The organism is Nostoc sp., assembly GCF_036917415.1.
Classification (GTDB): Bacteria; Cyanobacteriota; Cyanobacteriia; order Cyanobacteriales; family Nostocaceae; genus Nostoc.
This window is the reverse complement of sequence record NZ_JBALDJ010000107.1, coordinates 92,985-111,508: the sequence shown is the minus strand read 5'-3', so window position 1 is coordinate 111,508 and position 18,524 is coordinate 92,985. Positions and strand designations below refer to the sequence as shown.

The window sequence follows — 18,524 nt, the reverse complement described above, 5'->3', positions numbered from 1 at the left end:
TTAGGAGTTAAAAGTAAATCTTACGGCTTCACTTTTCACTCCGTTCTTCTCTACAAGACGCTGCGCGATTGCGTCAGTCTACGTAATAATTTTAATCAAGTTATAAATTTTACTTCTAAACTCCTAATTCCTCACCCCTCACTCAATTTCCAAATTCTCTCCAAAGTATAATTTCTTCTCATTTCCCTAGCAGGGTGTATTTGTGTTAATATATTGTAAAACTCATACCCTGAGCGCAAATAATGGGGAAGGTTTTAGTCTTAAACGCCTCTTACGAACCTCTCAATATAACGAGTTGGCGTCGTGCTGTAGTTCTTTTAATCAAGGGCAAAGCAGAACGCGTGGAACACAACGGTAAATTTCTGTATACGGATTTCCCGTTGCCGACCGTGATCCGGTTGCGTCATTATGTACGCGTTCCTTATAAAGAAATCCCTCTAACTCGCCGAAATATATTGCACCGTGATGGTCATGCCTGTCAATACTGTGGTTACACAGGGGATGAGTTGACACTAGACCATGTAATACCGCGATCGCGCGGCGGGGGCGATGCTTGGGAGAATATTGTTACCGCTTGTGTCCGTTGCAATGTCAAAAAAGGCAGTCGGACTCCCCACGAAGCTCACATGCCTTTGCGTCATCCTCCGCGCCAACCTTATAGCAGTCTCTATTTCGAGGTCAGCAAACATCTTAAGAGTGGACTGCATACAGAGTGGCAAAAGTATGTTATAGGGCTTTGAACAAAAAATCAGAGGAGCGGAGGAGAAAGAAGAAATACCCTTTTTATTTGGGAGATAGCCAATAACTTTAGTTATGGAGTGTTGAAAAATTGGCGGCTATATGGCTTTTGACAACGAAGGCGCAATGCGTCAACGCTCAAGCCTTTACATTTGTTATTATAGAGTTTCCCCTTTGCTCCTCATTTCCCCTGTATTTTGCCCTTTTTTATTAGAGTTCACTCTAAATTTTCAAAATTTTTGAAGAGGATACGAAACACGCCTTGTTCATCAAAAATAATTGTTAATTGCTCAATAGTCACAAGAATGAGAATATTAAGCATAAGAATATTTCAAATATCAAGGACTAATCCTAAAGTACAAGATAGAAAGTATACCTTAAGTTAGATAAAAATCCCTCTGATTCAATTTACGGAAGAGAAAAAACTCCTAAAACATATTTATGCTGCCAAATACAGCTTGATAAACTAAAGTTCCTTGCTGTACGCCCTCTAGTAGGATTGAGTTGATTGTTGAGCGCTGTCACTGATAAGAAATATACTTAGATGTATAGTGCAATGTCTTGAGATTTTTGCGAAGATCATAATTATGTGGCTAAATTCAGTGAATTGCTGCTCGTAGTATTTCTGAATGAAAGGAGCCTCACACTTTAAAAAAGTTCCCTATGTACTTTAATTCTCCCGTTACTCAGTTTGAGAGTTTGTCATTGACCACAGAGCCAAACCCAGAGGAACCTGAAATCGAGAAAGCGCCAGTGGAAGTTGCATTTAAAAGTCCGTCATTACCGCCATCGGTAGGTGATGGGGCTATATATCTTAGTCAGCGTAGTAATTCTCTGACACAACAAAAGTCAGAAGAACTGCAAAAAACCCTTTTGGCACACCGACACGATCGCCAACTGATAATTCTGCAAGACTTTCCTGACCCTGATGCCCTTTCCTGTGCCTGGGCTTACCAGTTAATTGCCCAGCAATATGATATCAAATGTGAAATCATTTACGCTGGCGCATTGAGCCATCAAGAAAATATTGCCTTGGTAAGGCTGACTAATTTACCTATCCAACGCTGGACAACGCAAACCTTGAAAACTAAAGATTTGTCATCTTATCAAGGTTTTGTATTAATTGACAACCAGGGAACCACTTCACAACTACTGTCAGCGGTGCAGCAGGCTGGAATTCCTTTAGTGGTACTCATCGACCATCACAGTATCCAAGGCGATTTGCAATCAGAGTTTGAGGATATCCGTCCTTATGTAAGAGCGACAGCAACAATTTTTACTCAATACCTCCAAACGGGATTATTGGCATTAGATAGCAGCATAAATCAACACGTCAAGTGCGCTACTGCTTTGATGCATGGCTTGCGTTCAGATACAAATCGGCTCATGCAAGCGCAAGAAGAAGATTTTATGGCAGCTGCGTATTTAAGCCGATTTTATGACGCCCAATTGCTGAACGCCATTTTACAGGCGAACTGTTCCAAGCGGGTAATGGATGTGATCGAGCGATCGCTAAAAAATCGCATCGTCCAAAATAACTTTTCCATTGCCGGTGTTGGTTACTTACGCTACGAAGACCGTGACGCCATCCCCCAAGCGGCTGATTTTCTCGTCACTGAAGAAAATGTTCACACCGCCGTAGTTTATGGCATTGTTCACGACGAAGACGAAGAACTAGAAATAGTCATTGGCTCCCTGAGAACCACCAAACTCACCCTTGACCCCGATGAATTCATCAAAGAAGCCTTTGGACAAGATAGTGCAGGGCGCTTTTTCGGTGGTGGAAGGACAAGCGCAGGCGGCTTTGAAATTCCGATGGGCTTCTTATCTGGCAGTAACGAAAATTCTGCATACGCGAAAATGAAATGGGAAGTATTCGACACTCAAATTAAGCAAAAACTGCTGAGGTTAGTTAATCCCAGAGATAACCCGATTCAGTCAGAATAGAGGGAGATGATAGAGACGGGAAGAACTTCTAACTCATGCAGCAGTCAAAGTGTTTGGTCAGATAGCATCCCTAAATCATTCATGATAAACATATTTCCCGACTTTTCTAAAAGGCCGGGAATTTTGGTCTTTTCACAGAGGCTGAACTGATTGAGAATTTAGTTCGTGCTTAATGTTAAATAGGTAGGCAAAAATAAAATTAACTCGCGCCTACCTATTTTATTTGCGAAGAAGGAGCGCCATGAAGTCTATAGAACTGCAAATGTTACAAACTCTCTATGAGCAAGATTTTTGTGCGTGGGTAGAGAAGACAGCAGAGCTTTTGCATTCGCACCAGTGGGACACGCTGGATTTAGAACACTTAATCGAGGAAGTGGTGGACTTGGGTAAAAGTCAACAACGGGCGTTGCAAAGTGCGTTGCGGTTGGTGTTGTCGCATTTGCTAAAGTGGAACTATCAACCCGAATGTCGCAGTCGCAGTTGGCAAGTTATTATTACCCGTGAGCGACTTAATATAGATGAATTACTGCAAGAAAGTCCTAGCTTGCAGCGTTTGTTAAATGATGCTGAGTGGATTAATACTATCTATCAAAGAGCGCGGCGAGAAGCAATGGTGGAAACTAGTTTATCAGAGGATAACTTTGCGATCGCCTGTCCTTTTTCTGTAGATGAGATTTTAGACTTAGACTTTTATCCTAACGCTGAGGAATAGCTATGCAGAAATTTTGTATAAGTGTAGATATGCCCAATATCATGAGGAGTCATCTGTGAAAATTGCTGTAAGTTTGTTAACTAATTATCAAGATATGCACTTGGAATGCGAATAATACCTTTTGAATTTCTCATCCCCAGACGACCTGTTTCGTTACAGACAAAGAAAAGAGAAAATCTTCAGGCATGGAAGAATTTTGTGCGCGTTGAAGCCCAAAAGGTTTGGAAAGATAATAGTCCCATCACAAAAGGCGATCTACAGTTAACGCTAGTTTATCTTTGTGATGAGTATCCGGCTGACATCAATAACATTATCAAGCCAATTCAGGATGCACTTGTAGACTTAGTTTTTGAAGATGATAGCTTAGTCTCAGATGTAGATAGTCATCGTCGGTTTCTGTCTGAGCCGATTGAGATTAAAAGTCTACCTTCCTTATTACAGAGTGCTGTCATCACAGGTAAAGAGTGTGTTTATGTAAAAGTGAGTGAATCTCAATCACTGGAAAAATATTTATGATTAACAATACTAAAACTCTACATGATGAAAAAATAAAATCTCTGGCAGATAAGTATGTTAGTGAAGGATTTCACGTTTTGATTAAACCGAAAACGGATGAATTACCCTTTTATTTGGATAACTACCAGCCAGATATCATTGCTACTAAGAATAACTCAGGTTTAGTAATCGAAGTAAGAACCAGCTTCAGCCGAATTTCTGTGGAGCGTTTACAGGCTTTAGCAGAGCAAGTTAGTACGCATCCAGGTTGGCGTTTTTTATTGGTAACGCTTGAAGACATCGAAGCCAAGTCATTACCTGGAACATACGAACAACTTCCTTCATGGCAAGAGCTAACCAATCGGTTTGTCCAAGCACATAAGCTTATTGAAAATGATGAAGTTGAGCCTGCTTTTCTTTTTATGTGGAGTATATTTGAGGGAGCTTTAAGAAAGCGAGCAATCGATGTTTCAATTCCTATTGAACGTTTCCCAGTCATAGGATTACTAAGACATTTGTATTCTTTGGGAGAATTATCAATTTCTCAATTTGACCTTGCTCTAGTTTGCTTTGAAATTCGGAATCCTCTTGCTCACGGATACATTGAAAGGCTAAATTTGCAAGTTTCGCATGATTTTGACAATTTAGTTCGTGAATTGCTAAAGGAATGGGTAAATGAAAGTGAGATAAAAAAAATAGCGGCGATTCTGATGAAAAGACTGACAAAAGATTATCAGACATTTAACGAAATCGTTGCTTCAGAATTAGGGGATATTGACAAAGAAACAAAGGGTAAAATACTCTTAAGTATTAAAACTCGTTTACAACAAGAAGGTTTAGAAAATCAGTTCAATGACTTACAACACTTAATTGATGAGTCTTTTGACTCTTCTATTGTTGAATCAAATAACCAGCAGTTAAAGACAAACCAAATAGTTGAATCTGCCTATCAATCACCTGATATTGACTTGATAAATGATAGCTTTATTGGGATGTGGAGCGATCGCCAAGATTTAGCTGATAGCACTGCTTGGGTACGTGGTGTTCGAGAAAATCAGTGGTCAAAGTCACATGACTAACTCAACCATCGTTGATACTGATATTCTAATTGATGCAGGTCGCGGTGTTCTGGAAGCAGTAAAGTGTTTGCAAAATCTGAAAGCTAGTTCTGGCATAGCAATTAGCATAATCACACAAATGGAACTAATGGTTGGTTGTGCTAACAAAGCAGAGCTACAAACACTAGAAAACTTTCTCAAGCAGTTTTACATCATTAAGATTGACCAGGCTGTATCTGACACAGCAGTTGATTTATTGCGGTCTTATCGGCTCAGTCATGGTTTAGTCATTCCTGATAGTCTTATTGCAGCTACAGCAATAGTGGGAAATTACCCGTTTATCACAAAAAACCAACGTGATTACAGATTTATTCAAGGTTTAAACCTATTGCCATATCCATAATACTTAGAATGTCTAACACCGTACTGTAAAGGACAGATGGCACGACGAATACGTAATAATGATTAAGATTAGGATAGATTAAGTCACACCAGACTTAACTCCTAACTCAGTACGGGCTATACCCCGCTACGCTAATAATATTAAAAATATGGAACTATACTTAATTCGTCATGGCATCGCCGAAGACAAGGGATTAGGCATCAAGGATGAAGAACGCAGCCTTACCAAAGAAGGAAGGCAAAAAACTGAGAAAGTTGCCCAGAAACTTGTTAAATTAGGTTTAAACTTTGATTTAATTCTCACCAGCCCCTTAGTGCGGGCCCGCCAAACGGCTGAAATCCTGATAGCAGAAAAACTAAGCTCCCAGTTAGAGGAATCTAGCCACCTCGCCCATGACGGTCAAATTTCTAGTTGGCTAAAAGACTGGTTAGAACCGAGAAATTATTCCCAAAATACCCAACTGGCGCTCGTTGGACACGAACCTGATTTGACCAATTGGGCAGAAATTCTCCTGTGGGGGGAAGTCAAAGCAAGCTTAGTCTTGAAAAAAGCAGGTATGATTGGGATAAAACTACCAGAAACAGGATCTCCTCTGGGTCGTAGTCAGATGTTTTGGTTGACACCACCCAAGTACCTGCTATAACAGTTTTTCAACATTTTCGATTGTTGTTAGAACGGCTACTGTTATGGCGACAATAAATTTCTGGTAAGTTAGCTCCAGCAGATATTTCAAAAAGCAAATGGTGTTGCCATGATGGTGTGCGAATACAAGCCTGGTTTAGAAGGCATTCCCGCCGCTCAATCAAGTATCAGCTATGTTGATGGGCAAAAGGGAATACTAGAATATCGTGGCATTCGGATTGAAGAACTAGCAGAAAAAAGTACATTCCTAGAAACTGCTTATCTCTTAATCTGGGGCGAACTTCCAAGCAAAGAAGAGCTGGAAACATTTGAGCATGAAGTTCGTTACCACAGGCGGATAAAGTACCGCATTCGGGACATGATGAAATGCTTTCCAGAAAGCGGTCATCCAATGGATGCCTTGCAAGCCTCCGCTGCTGCTTTAGGCTTGTTTTATTCGCTTCGCGATTTACATAATCCTGTCTACATTCGAGATTCGGTGGTGCGCCTGATAGCAACCATTCCCACAATGGTGGCGGCGTTCCAACTGATGCGAAAAGGCAACGATCCGGTACGTCCCCGTGATGACTTAGACTATTCCGCCAACTTTCTATATATGCTCAATGAGCAAGAACCCGATCCCCTGATGGCGCGGATTTTTGATATCTGCTTGATACTTCAGGTCGAGCATACAATGAATGCTTCCACTTTCAGTGCCAGGGTGACAGCTTCCACCTTGACCGATCCTTACGCTGTGGTTGCTAGTGCTGTGGGAACCTTGGGCGGGCCTCTGCATGGTGGAGCCAATGAAGAAGTAATTCAGATGTTGGAAAAAATTGGCTCTGTGGAAAATGTCCGTCCCTACATAGAGCATTGTCTGCAAAGTAAATCTAAGATTATGGGCTTTGGACATCGTGTTTATAAGGTAAAAGACCCACGAGCCACAATTTTACAAGGACTAGCAGAGCAACTGTTTGAAAAGTTTGGGCATGACAAGTTCTATGACATTGCTCAAGAAATGGAACGAGTGGTAGAGGAAAAACTCGGTAGCAAGGGAATTTATCCTAACATTGACTTTTACTCCGGTTTGGTGTATAGAAAAATGGGAATTCCTACAGACTTGTTTACGCCAATATTTGCGATCGCCCGCGTTGCCGGTTGGCTAGCCCACTGGAAAGAACAACTAGCAGAAAACCGGATTTTCCGTCCTACACAGGTTTACAACGGTCATCACGAAGTTACTTATACCCCCATTGACCGACGGTAAATGGGCATGGGGCAAAAGAGGCAGAGGGGCAGGGGGCAGGGGGCAAGGGGGAGAATTAAAAATTACATCTTTCCCCTCTGCTCCCTGCTCCCTGCATCTCCTCAATAGCCAATCTCAATGCCAACCATAAGTAGGAGTTCTCATCTCGCTTCAGGGTGGGCAAACCATCCAACGATATACTAGGCATGGGAATTGGCAACAAATCTTCAATCGGGCGTCATTACAGCAAAAATTAAAAATGGGTGAATTTACAGGTATTAATTTAACTAATAGTTGTAACTCGCCATGACTCGATGTCTTAAAGAGCACCAAACATGAATTCAGGAATTGACCTCCAAGGAACTTTTATTGAATCCCTCCGGGATTTAGGTATACCAGCAGGAACAGCCAAAGCGATTTGGATGCCGCTGCCAATGATACTGATGCTGATTGGGGCAACAGTGGGGGTATTAGTTGCTACTTGGCTAGAACGGAAAATTTCTGCCTCCGCACAGCAGCGAATTGGGCCAGAATACCAGGGACCTTTTGGGTTGCTGGTGCCTGTAGCCGATGGTCTGAAGCTGGTATTTAAAGAAGATATAGTACCAGCCAAGTCTGACCCCTGGCTGTTTACTCTCGGCCCAATTATTGTTGTAATTCCGGTGTTTCTGTCGTTCCTGATTGTGCCCTTTGGACAGAATATCGTAATTAGTAATGTGGGCATGGGCGTATTCTTGTGGATTGCCTTGTCAAGCATTCAACCCATTGGCTTGCTGATGGCTGGCTATGCATCTAATAATAAATACTCCCTCTTAGGGGGCTTGCGGGCAGCAGCGCAATCTATTAGTTATGAAATTCCTTTGGCGCTGGCAGTGTTAGCGATCGCTATGATGTCTAACAGCCTCGACACCGTTGATATTGTCAATCAACAATCTGGCTACGGTATTCTGGGCTGGAACATTTGGCGACAACCAATCGGTTTTCTGATCTTTTGGATAGCCGCCCTCGCTGAATGCGAACGATTACCCTTTGACTTACCCGAAGCGGAAGAAGAAATCGTCGCCGGCTATCAGACTGAATACTCAGGTATGAAATTCGGTCTGTTCTACCTGGGTTCCTACGTTAACTTAATCCTTTCTTCCTTACTAGTAGCAATTCTCTACCTGGGCGGTTGGGACTTTCCCCTTCCCCTCAACCTCATCGCTGGTTGGCTGGGAGTCAGTGAAGTAAATCCCGTGTTCCAGATAGTAACTGCTTCTTTGGGGATTACGATGACCGTCTTCAAAGCCTATTTACTAGTGTTTGTCGCCATCCTGTTGCGCTGGACAGTGCCACGGGTACGGATTGACCAACTGTTAGATTTAGGATGGAAGTTTTTGTTGCCAGTTGGTTTAGTTAATCTGCTATTAACCGCCGCCCTGAAACTAGCCTTTCCCTTCGCTTTTGGTGGTTAGTCATTAGTCATTGGTCATTAGCATACACAAATGACTAATGACGAAAGACAAAGGACAAGGGACAAATAAGGCTGATAGCTTGAAAAGAGAGAGTGAAACACAATGCTAAAGTTTCTAAAACAAGTTGGTGATTACGCCAAAGAAACAGTACAAGCTGCGCGTTACATTGGTCAGGGACTTTCTGTCACCTTCGACCACATGCGGCGGCGTCCAATTACTGTACAGTACCCTTACGAGAAACTAATTCCTGGCGAACGGTTTCGCGGTAGGATTCACTTTGAATTTGATAAGTGCATCGCTTGCGAAGTTTGCGTTCGCGTTTGTCCAATTAACCTGCCTGTAGTAGATTGGGAATTCGACAAAGCCAGCAAAAAGAAAAAACTCAACCACTACAGCATTGACTTTGGAGTTTGTATTTTTTGCGGTAATTGTGTGGAATTTTGCCCCACTAACTGTCTATCTATGACAGAAGAGTATGAGCTTTCCACTTACGATCGCCATGAATTGAACTACGACAACGTAGCGCTAGGTCGTCTGCCTTATAAGGTAACAGACGATCCAATGGTTACACCACTGCGCGAACTAGTTTACCTACCCAAAGGCGTCCTCGAACCCCACGGACTGCCTGCAGATGCGCCACGTGCAGGTGCGCGTCCAGAAGACTTGGTAGAACAAACAGAAAAATAAATGTCATTTGTCATTTGTCCATTGTCATTTGTTATTTGACCAATGACTAATGACTAATGACCAATGACTAATGACCAATGACCAATGACCAATGACCAATCCAATGACTAAGGACAAAAAACAGTGAATCTAGCAGAAGGAGTACAGCTTGTATCGCTTGGCATACTGGGCATGATGATGATTGGGGCGGCCATTGGTGTGGTGCTATTCTCCAACATTGTCTATTCTGCCTTTATGCTGGGGGGCGTGTTCATCAGCATAGCGGGAATCTATCTGTTGTTAAATGCTGATTTTGTTGCAGCTGCACAAATACTAATTTACGTTGGGGCGGTTAACGTGCTGATTTTGTTTGCCATTATGTTGGTGAACAAACGGCAGAATTTTGTAGCATTTCCCAACTCTTGGGTGCGGAAAGCACTTACGGGTGTAGTCAGTGTAGGATTGTTTGGTCTTTTAAGTACGATGGTGCTGGCTACTCCTTGGGCCTACTCAACTGCTCCTGTGGCGGGTGGTGAAAGTTCTATAGTTTTAATTGGAGAACATTTTTTCACTGACTTTTTACTACCTTTTGAACTAGCTTCCATTTTGTTGCTGATAGCAATGGTAGGAGCAATTATTTTGGCACGCCGTGAGTATTTGCCAGACCTATTAACACCATCCCAACTGGGGCAAACTGTTTTGACTTTGCAAGAACGCCCTAGAGAACTAGTATCAACAACCAGTGAAACAAAAGAGTAATATTTGCGACCTGAGTCGCAGATAAATAGCGCAATTTTTTCGGGAGGGATACCCAGATTCATGCAACTCCAGTACTTTTTATTACTAGCAGCAGCTTTATTCTGCATCGGCATCTACGGTTTAATTACCAGCCGCAACGCTGTGCGGGTGCTGATGTCAATTGAGTTACTGCTCAATGCTGTTAATCTGAATTTAATGGCATTTTCCAACTTCCTCGACTCAACATTAATCAAGGGTCAGGTTTTCACAGTATTTGTGATTACCGTGGCCGCAGCCGAGGCGGCGGTGGGTTTAGCGATTGTGCTGGCCATTTATCGCAACCGCGATACCGTCGATATGGAGCAGTTTAATCTCCTGAAGTGGTAATTGTGCGTGCAACTCAAGCAGGTAATCATTGCTTATAAAGCGCGGGATGCCCGAAGTAAAGAATGGGCAGAAATCTGTGCTAAACAACTAGAAAGTCGCGAGTGCCAAGTGTTGATGGGGCCTAGCGGGCCGAAAGACAATCCTTATCCAGTCTTTTTGGCTTCGGCGGGTCAACCAATCGATCTCGCTTTGGTACTCGGTGGCGATGGTACTGTTTTAACTGGTGCCAGACATTTAGCCCCAGCTGGTATCCCAATTCTGGGAGTGAATGTGGGAGGTCATCTGGGGTTTTTAACTGAGTCAGTGGAAGAGTTTCAGGATACGGAGAAAGTTTGGGATCGGCTGTTTGAGGATCGCTATGCTATCCAACGACGAATGATGTTACAAGCTGCTGTGTATGAGGGTCATGGATCTAATTTAGAACCAGTGAGCGAACGTTACCTGGCTTTGAATGAATTCTGTGTCAAACCCGCCTCCGCTGACCGAATGATCACCTCAATTCTGGAAATGGAAATCGATGGTGAGGTAGTCGATCAATACGTTGGGGATGGATTGATTATTTCCACTCCTACAGGTTCTACAGGTTATACCGTTTCTGCTAATGGGCCAATTATGCATGATGGTATGGAGGCGCTTACCATCACTCCTATTTGTGCAATGAGCCTTTCTAGTCGTCCCCTCGTTTTACCCCCTGGTTCGGTGGTGAGTATTTGGCCTTTAGGGGATTACGATTTGAGTACCAAGCTGTGGACAGATGGGGTTTTGGGAACTTCAATTTGGCCCGGACACCGCGTTGATGTGCGGATGGCAGAGTGTCGGGCTAAATTTATTATTTTGCGTGAGAACAATTCCTACTATCAGACGCTACGGGAGAAGTTGCTGTGGGCAGGTACAAGGGTTCACTATAGCAATAATCACCGTAATTAATTAAGTATTTTAGAGTGCATTTACCGCAGATAGCGATCGCGTACCCGCCCGCTTTATAGCGATCGCAACCAAAATTATCCCAGCCCTTGGATTCATCCGGGGGCTTTCTGCTCTGATTGTGACTTTCTTTGCTGATACCGTTTATTGGCTGAAAATTTAGAGTAATGTGAAAAAAGTCAAGTAGGGAAAACCTCCTTTGCTTCCACCTCTTTTTAACTCAGCCGCAACTGTTTCTTTAAGGCTTTTGGCACATTCACTGCTGTATCAAGTCCTTCCACGTTTTCCCAGTTTGTATTTTCATCCCAGTCCATATCTCCCCAACTCTTCTGGCTAAGATTTGCGCCTTTGAGGTTTGCACGGCTGAGGTTTGCACCGCTAAGGTTTGCGCCTTTGAGATTTGCGCCTTTGAGGTTTGCACGGCTGAGATTTGCACCTTTGAGATTTGCGCCACTGAGGTCTGCGCTGCTGAGATTTACGTAGCTAAGGTCTAAGAAGATAAGGTTTGCGCGGCTGAGATTTGCGCCGCTGAGGTTTGCTTCGCCAAGGTCTGCGCCTCTGAAGTTTGCACCCCTGAGGTTTGCTTCGCCAAGAACTGCGAAGAAAAGGTTTGCACCAATGAGGTTTGCGCCGCTAAGGTTTGCGCCGCTAAAGTTTGCGCCGCTAAAGTTTGTACCATAGAGGCTTGCAGCACTGAGGCTTGCGTAGCTGAGATTTGCACCATAGAGGCTGGCGCCGCTAAAGTTTGCGTCACTGAGGTTTGCGTAGCTGAGGTTTGTACCACTGAGGTTTGCGAGGCCAAAGTATGCGCCACTGAGATTTGCGTAGCTGAGGTTTGCTTCGCTAAGGTTTGCACCTTTGAGGTCTGCGCCGTTAAGGTTGGCGTCGCTGAGGAATTGCCCAACTACACTACTAAAAGTTCCAAGCTGAAAGCAATCACTGTAATTGATGACACGAGTTAATTGGTATTCTTCAAAATTGTCTGCACCAGTTTGACCAAACGGATAGAAAACAATTTCTTGTTTGAGATCATCTCGCCCTTTAGCATAACGGTGCAACACCAAAAGCAAAATCATCACATTCAACCCAGTATAAATATCCACCTCACGCTGACCTAGCCCTTGAATCCCATACTGTTGCAACTGTTGTAGTTTTTTCTGAGGCAAAGTCTGTTTCGCAGAGTCAATAAACTTCCCCTTACACCATTTATAGTAAAAATTTTCTAAGCGTTTAAATAATTGCTCCCAATGGAAATCTTGTTTTTTAGTCAGCAACCCCATCAAATATTCCACAATTTCTGGTGTGAGTCTGCCAAAACCCAGCAAATCATAAATTTGCCAATTCATTTCGCCTTCGAGAATAACTAGTTGTCTTCCGTCTTCTGTTTCTTCGTATTGTGTCCACGCTTTTAGGTGTTCAGCGGCTTCCAAAACTGCCTTGCCAGTCTCAACTGTGGTGTTCAGACTCTCTTCTCTTGAGAGGGATTGCTGAAACTTCTGCCAGGTTTGCGATAAACGCTTGTTCATTCACCGGGACTCGTATAATTACTGGTTATTTAGAGTTTAGTGTAAAATTTGGGGTTGATGGGTGTGGGAAGAATGACGTAGACGCGCAGCGGCTTGCCGTAGGCTACCACAGAGGTGCAGAGGACACGGAGGAAGAGAAAAGGCGATCGCATCAAGCTTGGGTTTTACCTTTCTCCTCATCTGCCTCATCTCAATTCAGTCCCAGTTCTTCCTTCAACGCCTCCGGTACATTAACTGCTGTCTCTAATCCCCGCACACCTTCCCACTGCTGCTTTTTACCCCAGATCATTTCTTCTAGATTGGCGTCGCTAAGGTCTGCACCACCCAGAATGGCGTAACTGAGGTTGCTATGGCTGAGATCCGCGCCGTTGAGGATAGCACCACTGAGGTTACTGCCACTGAGGTTAGCACTGTTAAGGTTGGCATAGCTGAAGTCTGTGCCAAACAAGATGGCGTCGCTGAGGTCAGCACCACTGAGGTCGGCGTCGTTGAGAATCACGCCGCTGAGGTCAGCTTCGTTGAGAATCACCTGACTCAGGTCTACGCCGCTGAGGTCAGCGCCTAAGAACATTGCACCGTTAAGTCTGGCATTGTTAAGTTTGGCACCGTTAAGTTTGGCATAGCTGAGGTCTGCGGCAGCAAGGATAGCATTGCTGAGGTTGGTACTGAAAAGAATTGTGTCACTGAGGTTAGTACCGTTGAGGATGGCGTAACTCAAATCAGCACCACTGAGGTCGGCGCGGCAAAGGTCGGCATGGCTAAGGCTGACGCTACTAAGATTGGCTTCACTCAGATTTGCACCGAAAAGGATGGCGTTACTTAGGTCAGCATGGCTGAGGTTAGTGCTGCTAAGGTCGGCGCGGTTGAGGTCGGCGCGGCTAAGGTCGGCACGGCTAAGGTTGGTATTGCTAAGGTCGGCGCGGTTGAGGTCGGCGCGGCTAAGGTTGGCACAGCTAAGGTTAGCACCGCTGAGGTTGGTGCTACTGAGGTCGGCACCGCTGAGGTTGGCACCGCTGAGGTTGGCACCGCTGAGGTTGGCATCGCCGAGATTGGCACTGCTAAGGTTAGCACCACTGAAGTTTACGCCAGTTAAGTTGGCATCGCCGAGATAAGCTTGACTGAGGTCAGCACCACTAAAGTCTGTCCCCGTGAGGTTGGCATCGCCGAGGTAAGCATTGCGAAAGTTACCGCCTTTAAGGAATTGTCCAACTATACTGCTAAAGTTGCCAATTTCCAGGGCATCGCTATAATTGATAATCCGCAGCAGTTGGGATGTAAAAAAATTGTCTGTGTTCGGTTGGGCAGATGGATAAAAGGTAATTTTTTGTTTGAGTTCATCTTGCCCTTGGGCGTAGCGGTGTAACTCTAATAGTAAAATCAGTACGTTCAGTCCTGTATATACGTCTACCTGTCTCAACCCGATCGCAATATTTTGTGCCGCTAGCTTTAACTTTGTTTTCTGAGGCAGGTTATCATCTGGTGTCTCATCGATAAATTCTCCCTGACACCAGCGACGATAAAAATCTTCTAGCCGCAAAAAAAGCAATTCTGGACGAATTTTTTGACCAGTTACAACCAATTCCATTAGTTGCTTGACTATTTCCGGCTTCAGGGCACCATTGCCCAATAAATCATAAATCTCTTCATGCATCTGGCGATCGCATACTCTAAAGCAAAACCCAGTGGGTAAAGTTCCCAATGTCCGATCGTCTATCTCAGAAGTCAAACCGTTTTTTGGTATTGTCCATTTTTCTAAGCTTTTTTGCAGTCTTGGAGAGTATAAATATTCCTGCAAATTATTTTGAGCCAATTTAACGCTTTTGTCTGGTTCTTTAATATTTTTTCCTAGAGGTAAAACTGCTTCAGTTTCTGGCGATGTGGTCTTTGGCATCTCTTGTAACCTTGTACCCCTCACATAATTTCTCAGCAGCTGCCAGACTTGAGATAAATATGTTGACATTTTTGTTTCCGTTGTTACATTTAAATAACTGTTTTTGATAATCCTGAATTAAAAACTTTTTTATGCTAGTTTGCTTTTCATTTCCAACAATCAATAGTATAAATAAATACTATAGTAAAAAAATCATGAGTTAGCGATGTTTACGGCGGGCTACTTCTGGTAAATTTGCCAAGAACGTTCTTGGATGGCGGCTTTTGGCTCACCTGTAATAGCCTTAAGCTTCTTCTCATGATGTAAACAAAGTGTTAACTTAAAAATTCTTTCAAAAATCAAGTAATTCCATGCTTTGCCTAATTTGTTAGACTTTTTTCCCAGAAATTTACTAATCTGATGTAAAAATCATACTTACTGTTTGTTGGAGATGCAATTGTTAGGAAAAATCCTACACTAAAACAGCACAACAAAGCTGAAAAATTGCAATTAAAATTAAAATTGATTTGTTGCCTAATATAAAGCAGCTAAGAGAGAGAATTGCCAGAAGGCAGGCTATTTGGCTTTGCAAAAGTTAAAAATTAACCAGAGATAGTTATCAGGTCATGAATGCGATGAACAGATTAACCTTTTATATGATTTTGTTACATAGTTTGTTTTTAGGGATAGCGACAGCTAGCGCTAAGTCACCGTTTGTTAACAATGTTGATACAGCCAAGCATATTCTTGTAGAAGATGTCGTTACAGCTAGAAGTGGAAATAAATCCAATAGTAAGTTATCAACAGAAACTTCTTCAACTAAAATTTCAGCCTTATCATTAAAGGATATTAATATTCCTCAGAAGAGACTACCGTCAGGGCAAGTTTGGGTAGTTAATCAAAATAAAGACGTACAGCCTCAACCGTTTATTTGGATAGTAGAAAACCTGAAAAAAGCAGGTCAGCAACCATTTTTACAAGTTGCAAAACCCCCAGAAAAACCGGATGGAAAGCCCAATACTACTGCTAAACCAGCAGCAAAGGATGATTTAGAGCCATTTAACGAAGTAATTAAAAACACCCAAAAGTCAGGGGGATTGTTCACACTTTATCGCAATAAAGAAAAGAATAAGATTTATCTAGAAATTAAGCCAGAACAACTTAATAAAAATTACCTAGCTACGGCAACCCTGGAATCGGGCATTGGCGAACAAGGTATTTACAGTGGTATGCCTCTGCAAGATTTTTTGTTTTATTTCCAACGGGTGGATGATAAACTACACTTTGTCATCCGCAATGTGAATTTTCGCACTCGTGAGGGAGATCCGCAAGTGCGATCGCTGACGCGATCTTTTAGCGACTCTGTTCTCTACAATATTTCCATCAAAAGCATTCATCCAGAACGCAAAACTATTCTTATTGACTTGGGAGATTTGTTACTCACAGACTTAGCTGGATTATCTGCAAGTTTAGGAGTCCCCGCAAGCACAGACCAGTCATATTTTGGTACTGCTAAAGCCTTTCCCCAAAACTTAGAAGTCGAGTCAGTTTTGAATTACTCTGGTAGCGTTGAACCCAACAGTGAAGTGGCAAGCTTTGCGTCGCTAGCTGACAACCGTGGCTTTACCCTGCGCGTTCACTACAGTCTCTCCCAACTACCCGATCTAGATTATCGACCACGCCTTGCTGACGATCGCGTCGGCTATTTCATCACCGCCTATCAAGATTTATCCAAAGACGACGATCGCGGCGATTCTTTTGTCCGTTACATCAATCGCTGGCATTTAGAAAAACAAGACCCGAAAGCAGTCATTTCTCGTCCCAAAAAACCGATTGTCTTCTGGATTGATAACGCTGTACCTTTAGAGTACCGCGATGCCATGAAAGAAGGCGTGCTGATGTGGAACAAAGCCTTTCTCAAAGCCGGATTCAAGGATGCAATTGAAGTTCGCCAAATGCCAGATGATGCTACCTGGGACCCGGCAGATATTCGTTACAACACGATTCGCTGGATTAACACAGTCGATGGATACTTTGCAATGGGCCCATCCCGCGTTAACCCATTGACAGGGGAAATTTTGGATGCAGACATTCTTGTAGATGCTAGCTTTATCCGCGCACTCAAGAGTGAATATCGCAAAATCGTCCAACCCAGCCAAACAGAAAATCGCACTACCTTATCAGCTTTGATGCAAAATCGTCTACTTTGCGCCAATGGTTTAGATGCGAAAAACAATGGTGTGCCCCAGAAGATGCCAGGACAAGAGGGGTTGTTGAATCGCTTATCAAAAATGGCAGGCGAATACGATTTATGCTACGGGATGGAAGCTGCTAACCAGTTTGCTTTAGGTTCACTGGCAATGTCACTGCTGCCTGATACTATGGCTACTCCAGACCAGGTGAAAGAATATATTAATCAATATTTACGTTTAATCATCGCTCACGAAGTTGGACATACTCTTGGTTTACGTCATAACTTCCGTGGTAGTACGCTGCTACCACCACAGGAGATGAATAATACGGAAATTACCAAAACTAAAGGTCTGACAACTTCCGTAATGGACTATATTCCCCCAAATATCGCCCCTCAAGGGACAAAACAGGGAGATTATTTTCCTAGTATGGTGGGGCCTTATGATGAATGGGCAATTAAGTACGGTTACACAACAATTCAGACATCAACTCCTCTAGCAGAAAAGCCAATTTTGGAGGAAATTGCTGCACAATCCTACAAGCCAGAGTTGAGTTATTCCACAGATGAAGATGTGTACGATCTTGACCCCACAGCTGATGCTTGGGATAACAGCGGTAATGTGCTGCTTTATTCTCAGTGGCAGTTGAATAATTCGCGGGTGATGTGGGAACGTCTTGATAAGCGTTTCCCAATGGCTGGGGATAGTTACAGCGATGTCAGCGAACGTTTTAGCACAGTATTAGGTAACTATTTCCAGCAAATATATTTCACCACAAAATACATCGGGGGACAATCTTTTTATCGCATTCACCCCAGCGAGATACCTTCTGAGAAAGTCTCTGGAGTCCCCCAACACCGTTTACCATTTGAACCAGTGCCAGTTGAAGAACAACGGCAAGCTTTAGAAACGCTACAGAAATATGTATTTGCAGAAGATGCCCTCAGTTTTTCACCAGAATTACTGAATAAATTAGCACCTTCCCGTTGGCGACATTGGGGTAGTTCTCCGCAAGTTGGTCGTTTGGATTTTCCCATTCATAACTTGGTGCTACTGATGCAGGGTTCTGTGTTACGAGATTTACTCTCAGGCGATCGCCTCTCTCGTCTCAAGGATATTGAACTCAAAACTCCCGAAGGAAAAGCACTGACCCTGCCAGAACTATTTGACACTTTACAATCAGATATTTGGACGGAAGTCATTAAACCAAAAGGTAAATCAATGAAGATTGCCAGTTTGCGGCGAGGCTTGCAGCGTCAATATTTGGACATTTTGACTGGTATGGTATTGCGAAAAGAAAATGTTCCAGAAGATGCTCGCACTTTAGCTTGGTATAAACTTAAACAGCTTGATGAGAAGCTTAAGGGTGTTAATTCTGAGGATGAATACACCAAAGCGCACTTATTAGAAACACGCGATCGCATCGAGAAAGTCTTGAATGCACCATTGCAAGCGAATTAAAAAAGTTAGGAGTTCGCACTTTCAAATTAGTGAGTGGTGTTAAAAATGACCTATAACCCCAACCCAAAAAACACTATTTGTTTGAA

Annotated in this window: 17 protein-coding genes; 14 read left to right on the top strand and 3 right to left on the bottom strand. The window is 43.2% G+C overall.

The window, feature by feature from the left end:
- Positions 1 to 242 precede the first annotated feature (242 nt).
- The 13 genes from V7K41_RS23450 (at position 243) to V7K41_RS23390 (ending at position 11,392) form a co-directional block, all read left to right on the top strand.
- Positions 243 to 740 (top strand): HNH endonuclease, encoded by a 498-nt coding sequence (locus tag V7K41_RS23450; RefSeq protein ID WP_334852097.1) that lies wholly within the window; start codon positions 243 to 245, stop codon positions 738 to 740.
- A 661-nt stretch (positions 741 to 1,401) separates the two neighbouring features.
- A complete protein-coding gene (locus tag V7K41_RS23445; RefSeq protein WP_334852095.1) occupies positions 1,402 to 2,685 on the top strand; it encodes a DHH family phosphoesterase in 1,284 nt (427 codons plus the stop codon).
- A 241-nt stretch (positions 2,686 to 2,926) separates the two neighbouring features.
- Positions 2,927 to 3,397 (top strand): DUF29 domain-containing protein, encoded by a 471-nt coding sequence (locus V7K41_RS23440; protein ID WP_334852093.1) that lies wholly within the window; start codon positions 2,927 to 2,929, stop codon positions 3,395 to 3,397.
- 105 nt (positions 3,398 to 3,502) lie between these two features.
- Positions 3,503 to 3,913, top strand: coding sequence for a RusA family crossover junction endodeoxyribonuclease (locus tag V7K41_RS23435; RefSeq protein WP_334852092.1), 411 nt, complete (start codon positions 3,503 to 3,505; stop codon positions 3,911 to 3,913).
- Positions 3,910 to 4,971 carry a hypothetical protein gene (locus V7K41_RS23430; RefSeq protein ID WP_334852090.1) on the top strand — a complete coding sequence of 354 codons (1,062 nt, stop codon included), beginning with the start codon at positions 3,910 to 3,912 and terminating at the stop codon, positions 4,969 to 4,971. Before V7K41_RS23435 ends, V7K41_RS23430 begins: the two co-directional genes overlap by 4 nt.
- Positions 4,964 to 5,353, top strand: coding sequence for a type II toxin-antitoxin system VapC family toxin (locus tag V7K41_RS23425; RefSeq protein ID WP_334852089.1), 390 nt, complete (start codon positions 4,964 to 4,966; stop codon positions 5,351 to 5,353). The genes V7K41_RS23430 and V7K41_RS23425 overlap by 8 nt, the downstream gene beginning before the upstream one ends.
- A 148-nt stretch (positions 5,354 to 5,501) precedes the next feature.
- Entirely contained in the window at positions 5,502 to 5,996 is a 495-nt protein-coding gene (gene sixA / locus V7K41_RS23420) for a phosphohistidine phosphatase SixA (RefSeq protein WP_334852087.1), read from the top strand.
- 108 nt (positions 5,997 to 6,104) lie between these two features.
- Positions 6,105 to 7,241 (top strand): citrate synthase, encoded by a 1,137-nt coding sequence (locus V7K41_RS23415; RefSeq protein WP_334852085.1) that lies wholly within the window; start codon positions 6,105 to 6,107, stop codon positions 7,239 to 7,241.
- A gap of 314 nt (positions 7,242 to 7,555) precedes the next feature.
- Positions 7,556 to 8,674 (top strand): NADH-quinone oxidoreductase subunit NuoH, encoded by a 1,119-nt coding sequence (gene nuoH, locus V7K41_RS23410; protein ID WP_334852083.1) that lies wholly within the window; start codon positions 7,556 to 7,558, stop codon positions 8,672 to 8,674.
- Between the two features lie 102 nt (positions 8,675 to 8,776).
- Positions 8,777 to 9,361, top strand: a complete 585-nt coding sequence (ndhI, locus tag V7K41_RS23405) for an NAD(P)H-quinone oxidoreductase subunit I (protein WP_229462911.1) — start codon at positions 8,777 to 8,779, stop codon at positions 9,359 to 9,361.
- Between the two features lie 123 nt (positions 9,362 to 9,484).
- Positions 9,485 to 10,099, top strand: a complete 615-nt coding sequence (locus V7K41_RS23400) for an NADH-quinone oxidoreductase subunit J (protein ID WP_334852081.1) — start codon at positions 9,485 to 9,487, stop codon at positions 10,097 to 10,099.
- A gap of 60 nt (positions 10,100 to 10,159) precedes the next feature.
- Positions 10,160 to 10,465, top strand: a complete 306-nt coding sequence (nuoK, locus tag V7K41_RS23395) for an NADH-quinone oxidoreductase subunit NuoK (RefSeq protein WP_006199065.1) — start codon at positions 10,160 to 10,162, stop codon at positions 10,463 to 10,465.
- Between the two features lie 6 nt (positions 10,466 to 10,471).
- Positions 10,472 to 11,392 carry an NAD(+) kinase gene (locus V7K41_RS23390; RefSeq protein ID WP_334852079.1) on the top strand — a complete coding sequence of 307 codons (921 nt, stop codon included), beginning with the start codon at positions 10,472 to 10,474 and terminating at the stop codon, positions 11,390 to 11,392.
- A 212-nt stretch (positions 11,393 to 11,604) separates the two neighbouring features.
- Here V7K41_RS23390 and V7K41_RS23385 read toward each other — a convergent pair whose 3' ends face one another.
- Genes V7K41_RS23385 through V7K41_RS23375 form a run of 3 tightly spaced genes read right to left on the bottom strand, consistent with a single transcriptional unit; the run spans position 11,605 to position 14,875 of the window.
- Positions 11,605 to 12,915 carry a pentapeptide repeat-containing protein gene (locus V7K41_RS23385; protein ID WP_334852077.1) on the bottom strand — a complete coding sequence of 437 codons (1,311 nt, stop codon included), beginning with the start codon at positions 12,913 to 12,915 and terminating at the stop codon, positions 11,605 to 11,607.
- Positions 12,916 to 12,951: 36 nt separating this feature from the next.
- A complete protein-coding gene (locus V7K41_RS23380; protein WP_334852075.1) occupies positions 12,952 to 13,095 on the bottom strand; it encodes a hypothetical protein in 144 nt (47 codons plus the stop codon).
- A gap of 10 nt (positions 13,096 to 13,105) precedes the next feature.
- The gene (locus V7K41_RS23375; RefSeq protein ID WP_334852073.1) at positions 13,106 to 14,875 is read right to left on the bottom strand and encodes a pentapeptide repeat-containing protein; all 1,770 of its coding nucleotides are present in this window, start codon (positions 14,873 to 14,875) and stop codon (positions 13,106 to 13,108) included.
- Positions 14,876 to 15,420: 545 nt separating this feature from the next.
- Between V7K41_RS23375 and V7K41_RS23370 the strand changes: the two genes are divergently transcribed.
- Positions 15,421 to 18,438 (top strand): zinc-dependent metalloprotease, encoded by a 3,018-nt coding sequence (locus V7K41_RS23370; protein ID WP_334852071.1) that lies wholly within the window; start codon positions 15,421 to 15,423, stop codon positions 18,436 to 18,438.
- The last annotated feature ends 86 nt before the right edge of the window (positions 18,439 to 18,524 follow it).

Bases quoted from the DNA above. Each gene is read 5' to 3' on its own strand.
- V7K41_RS23450 (WP_334852097.1), top strand. From the start codon at position 243: ATGGGGAAGGTTTTAGTCTTAAACGCCTCTTACGAACCTCTCAATATA.
- V7K41_RS23445 (WP_334852095.1), top strand. From the start codon at position 1,402: ATGTACTTTAATTCTCCCGTTACTCAGTTTGAGAGTTTGTCATTGACC.
- V7K41_RS23440 (WP_334852093.1), top strand. From the start codon at position 2,927: ATGAAGTCTATAGAACTGCAAATGTTACAAACTCTCTATGAGCAAGAT.
- V7K41_RS23435 (WP_334852092.1), top strand. From the start codon at position 3,503: ATGCGAATAATACCTTTTGAATTTCTCATCCCCAGACGACCTGTTTCG.
- V7K41_RS23430 (WP_334852090.1), top strand. From the start codon at position 3,910: ATGATTAACAATACTAAAACTCTACATGATGAAAAAATAAAATCTCTG.
- V7K41_RS23425 (WP_334852089.1), top strand. From the start codon at position 4,964: ATGACTAACTCAACCATCGTTGATACTGATATTCTAATTGATGCAGGT.
- sixA (WP_334852087.1), top strand. From the start codon at position 5,502: ATGGAACTATACTTAATTCGTCATGGCATCGCCGAAGACAAGGGATTA.
- V7K41_RS23415 (WP_334852085.1), top strand. From the start codon at position 6,105: ATGATGGTGTGCGAATACAAGCCTGGTTTAGAAGGCATTCCCGCCGCT.
- nuoH (WP_334852083.1), top strand. From the start codon at position 7,556: ATGAATTCAGGAATTGACCTCCAAGGAACTTTTATTGAATCCCTCCGG.
- ndhI (WP_229462911.1), top strand. From the start codon at position 8,777: ATGCTAAAGTTTCTAAAACAAGTTGGTGATTACGCCAAAGAAACAGTA.
- nuoK (WP_006199065.1), top strand. From the start codon at position 10,160: ATGCAACTCCAGTACTTTTTATTACTAGCAGCAGCTTTATTCTGCATC.
- V7K41_RS23385 (WP_334852077.1), bottom strand. From the start codon at position 12,915: ATGAACAAGCGTTTATCGCAAACCTGGCAGAAGTTTCAGCAATCCCTC.
- V7K41_RS23380 (WP_334852075.1), bottom strand. From the start codon at position 13,095: ATGAGGAGAAAGGTAAAACCCAAGCTTGATGCGATCGCCTTTTCTCTT.
- V7K41_RS23375 (WP_334852073.1), bottom strand. From the start codon at position 14,875: ATGTCAACATATTTATCTCAAGTCTGGCAGCTGCTGAGAAATTATGTG.
- V7K41_RS23370 (WP_334852071.1), top strand. From the start codon at position 15,421: ATGAACAGATTAACCTTTTATATGATTTTGTTACATAGTTTGTTTTTA.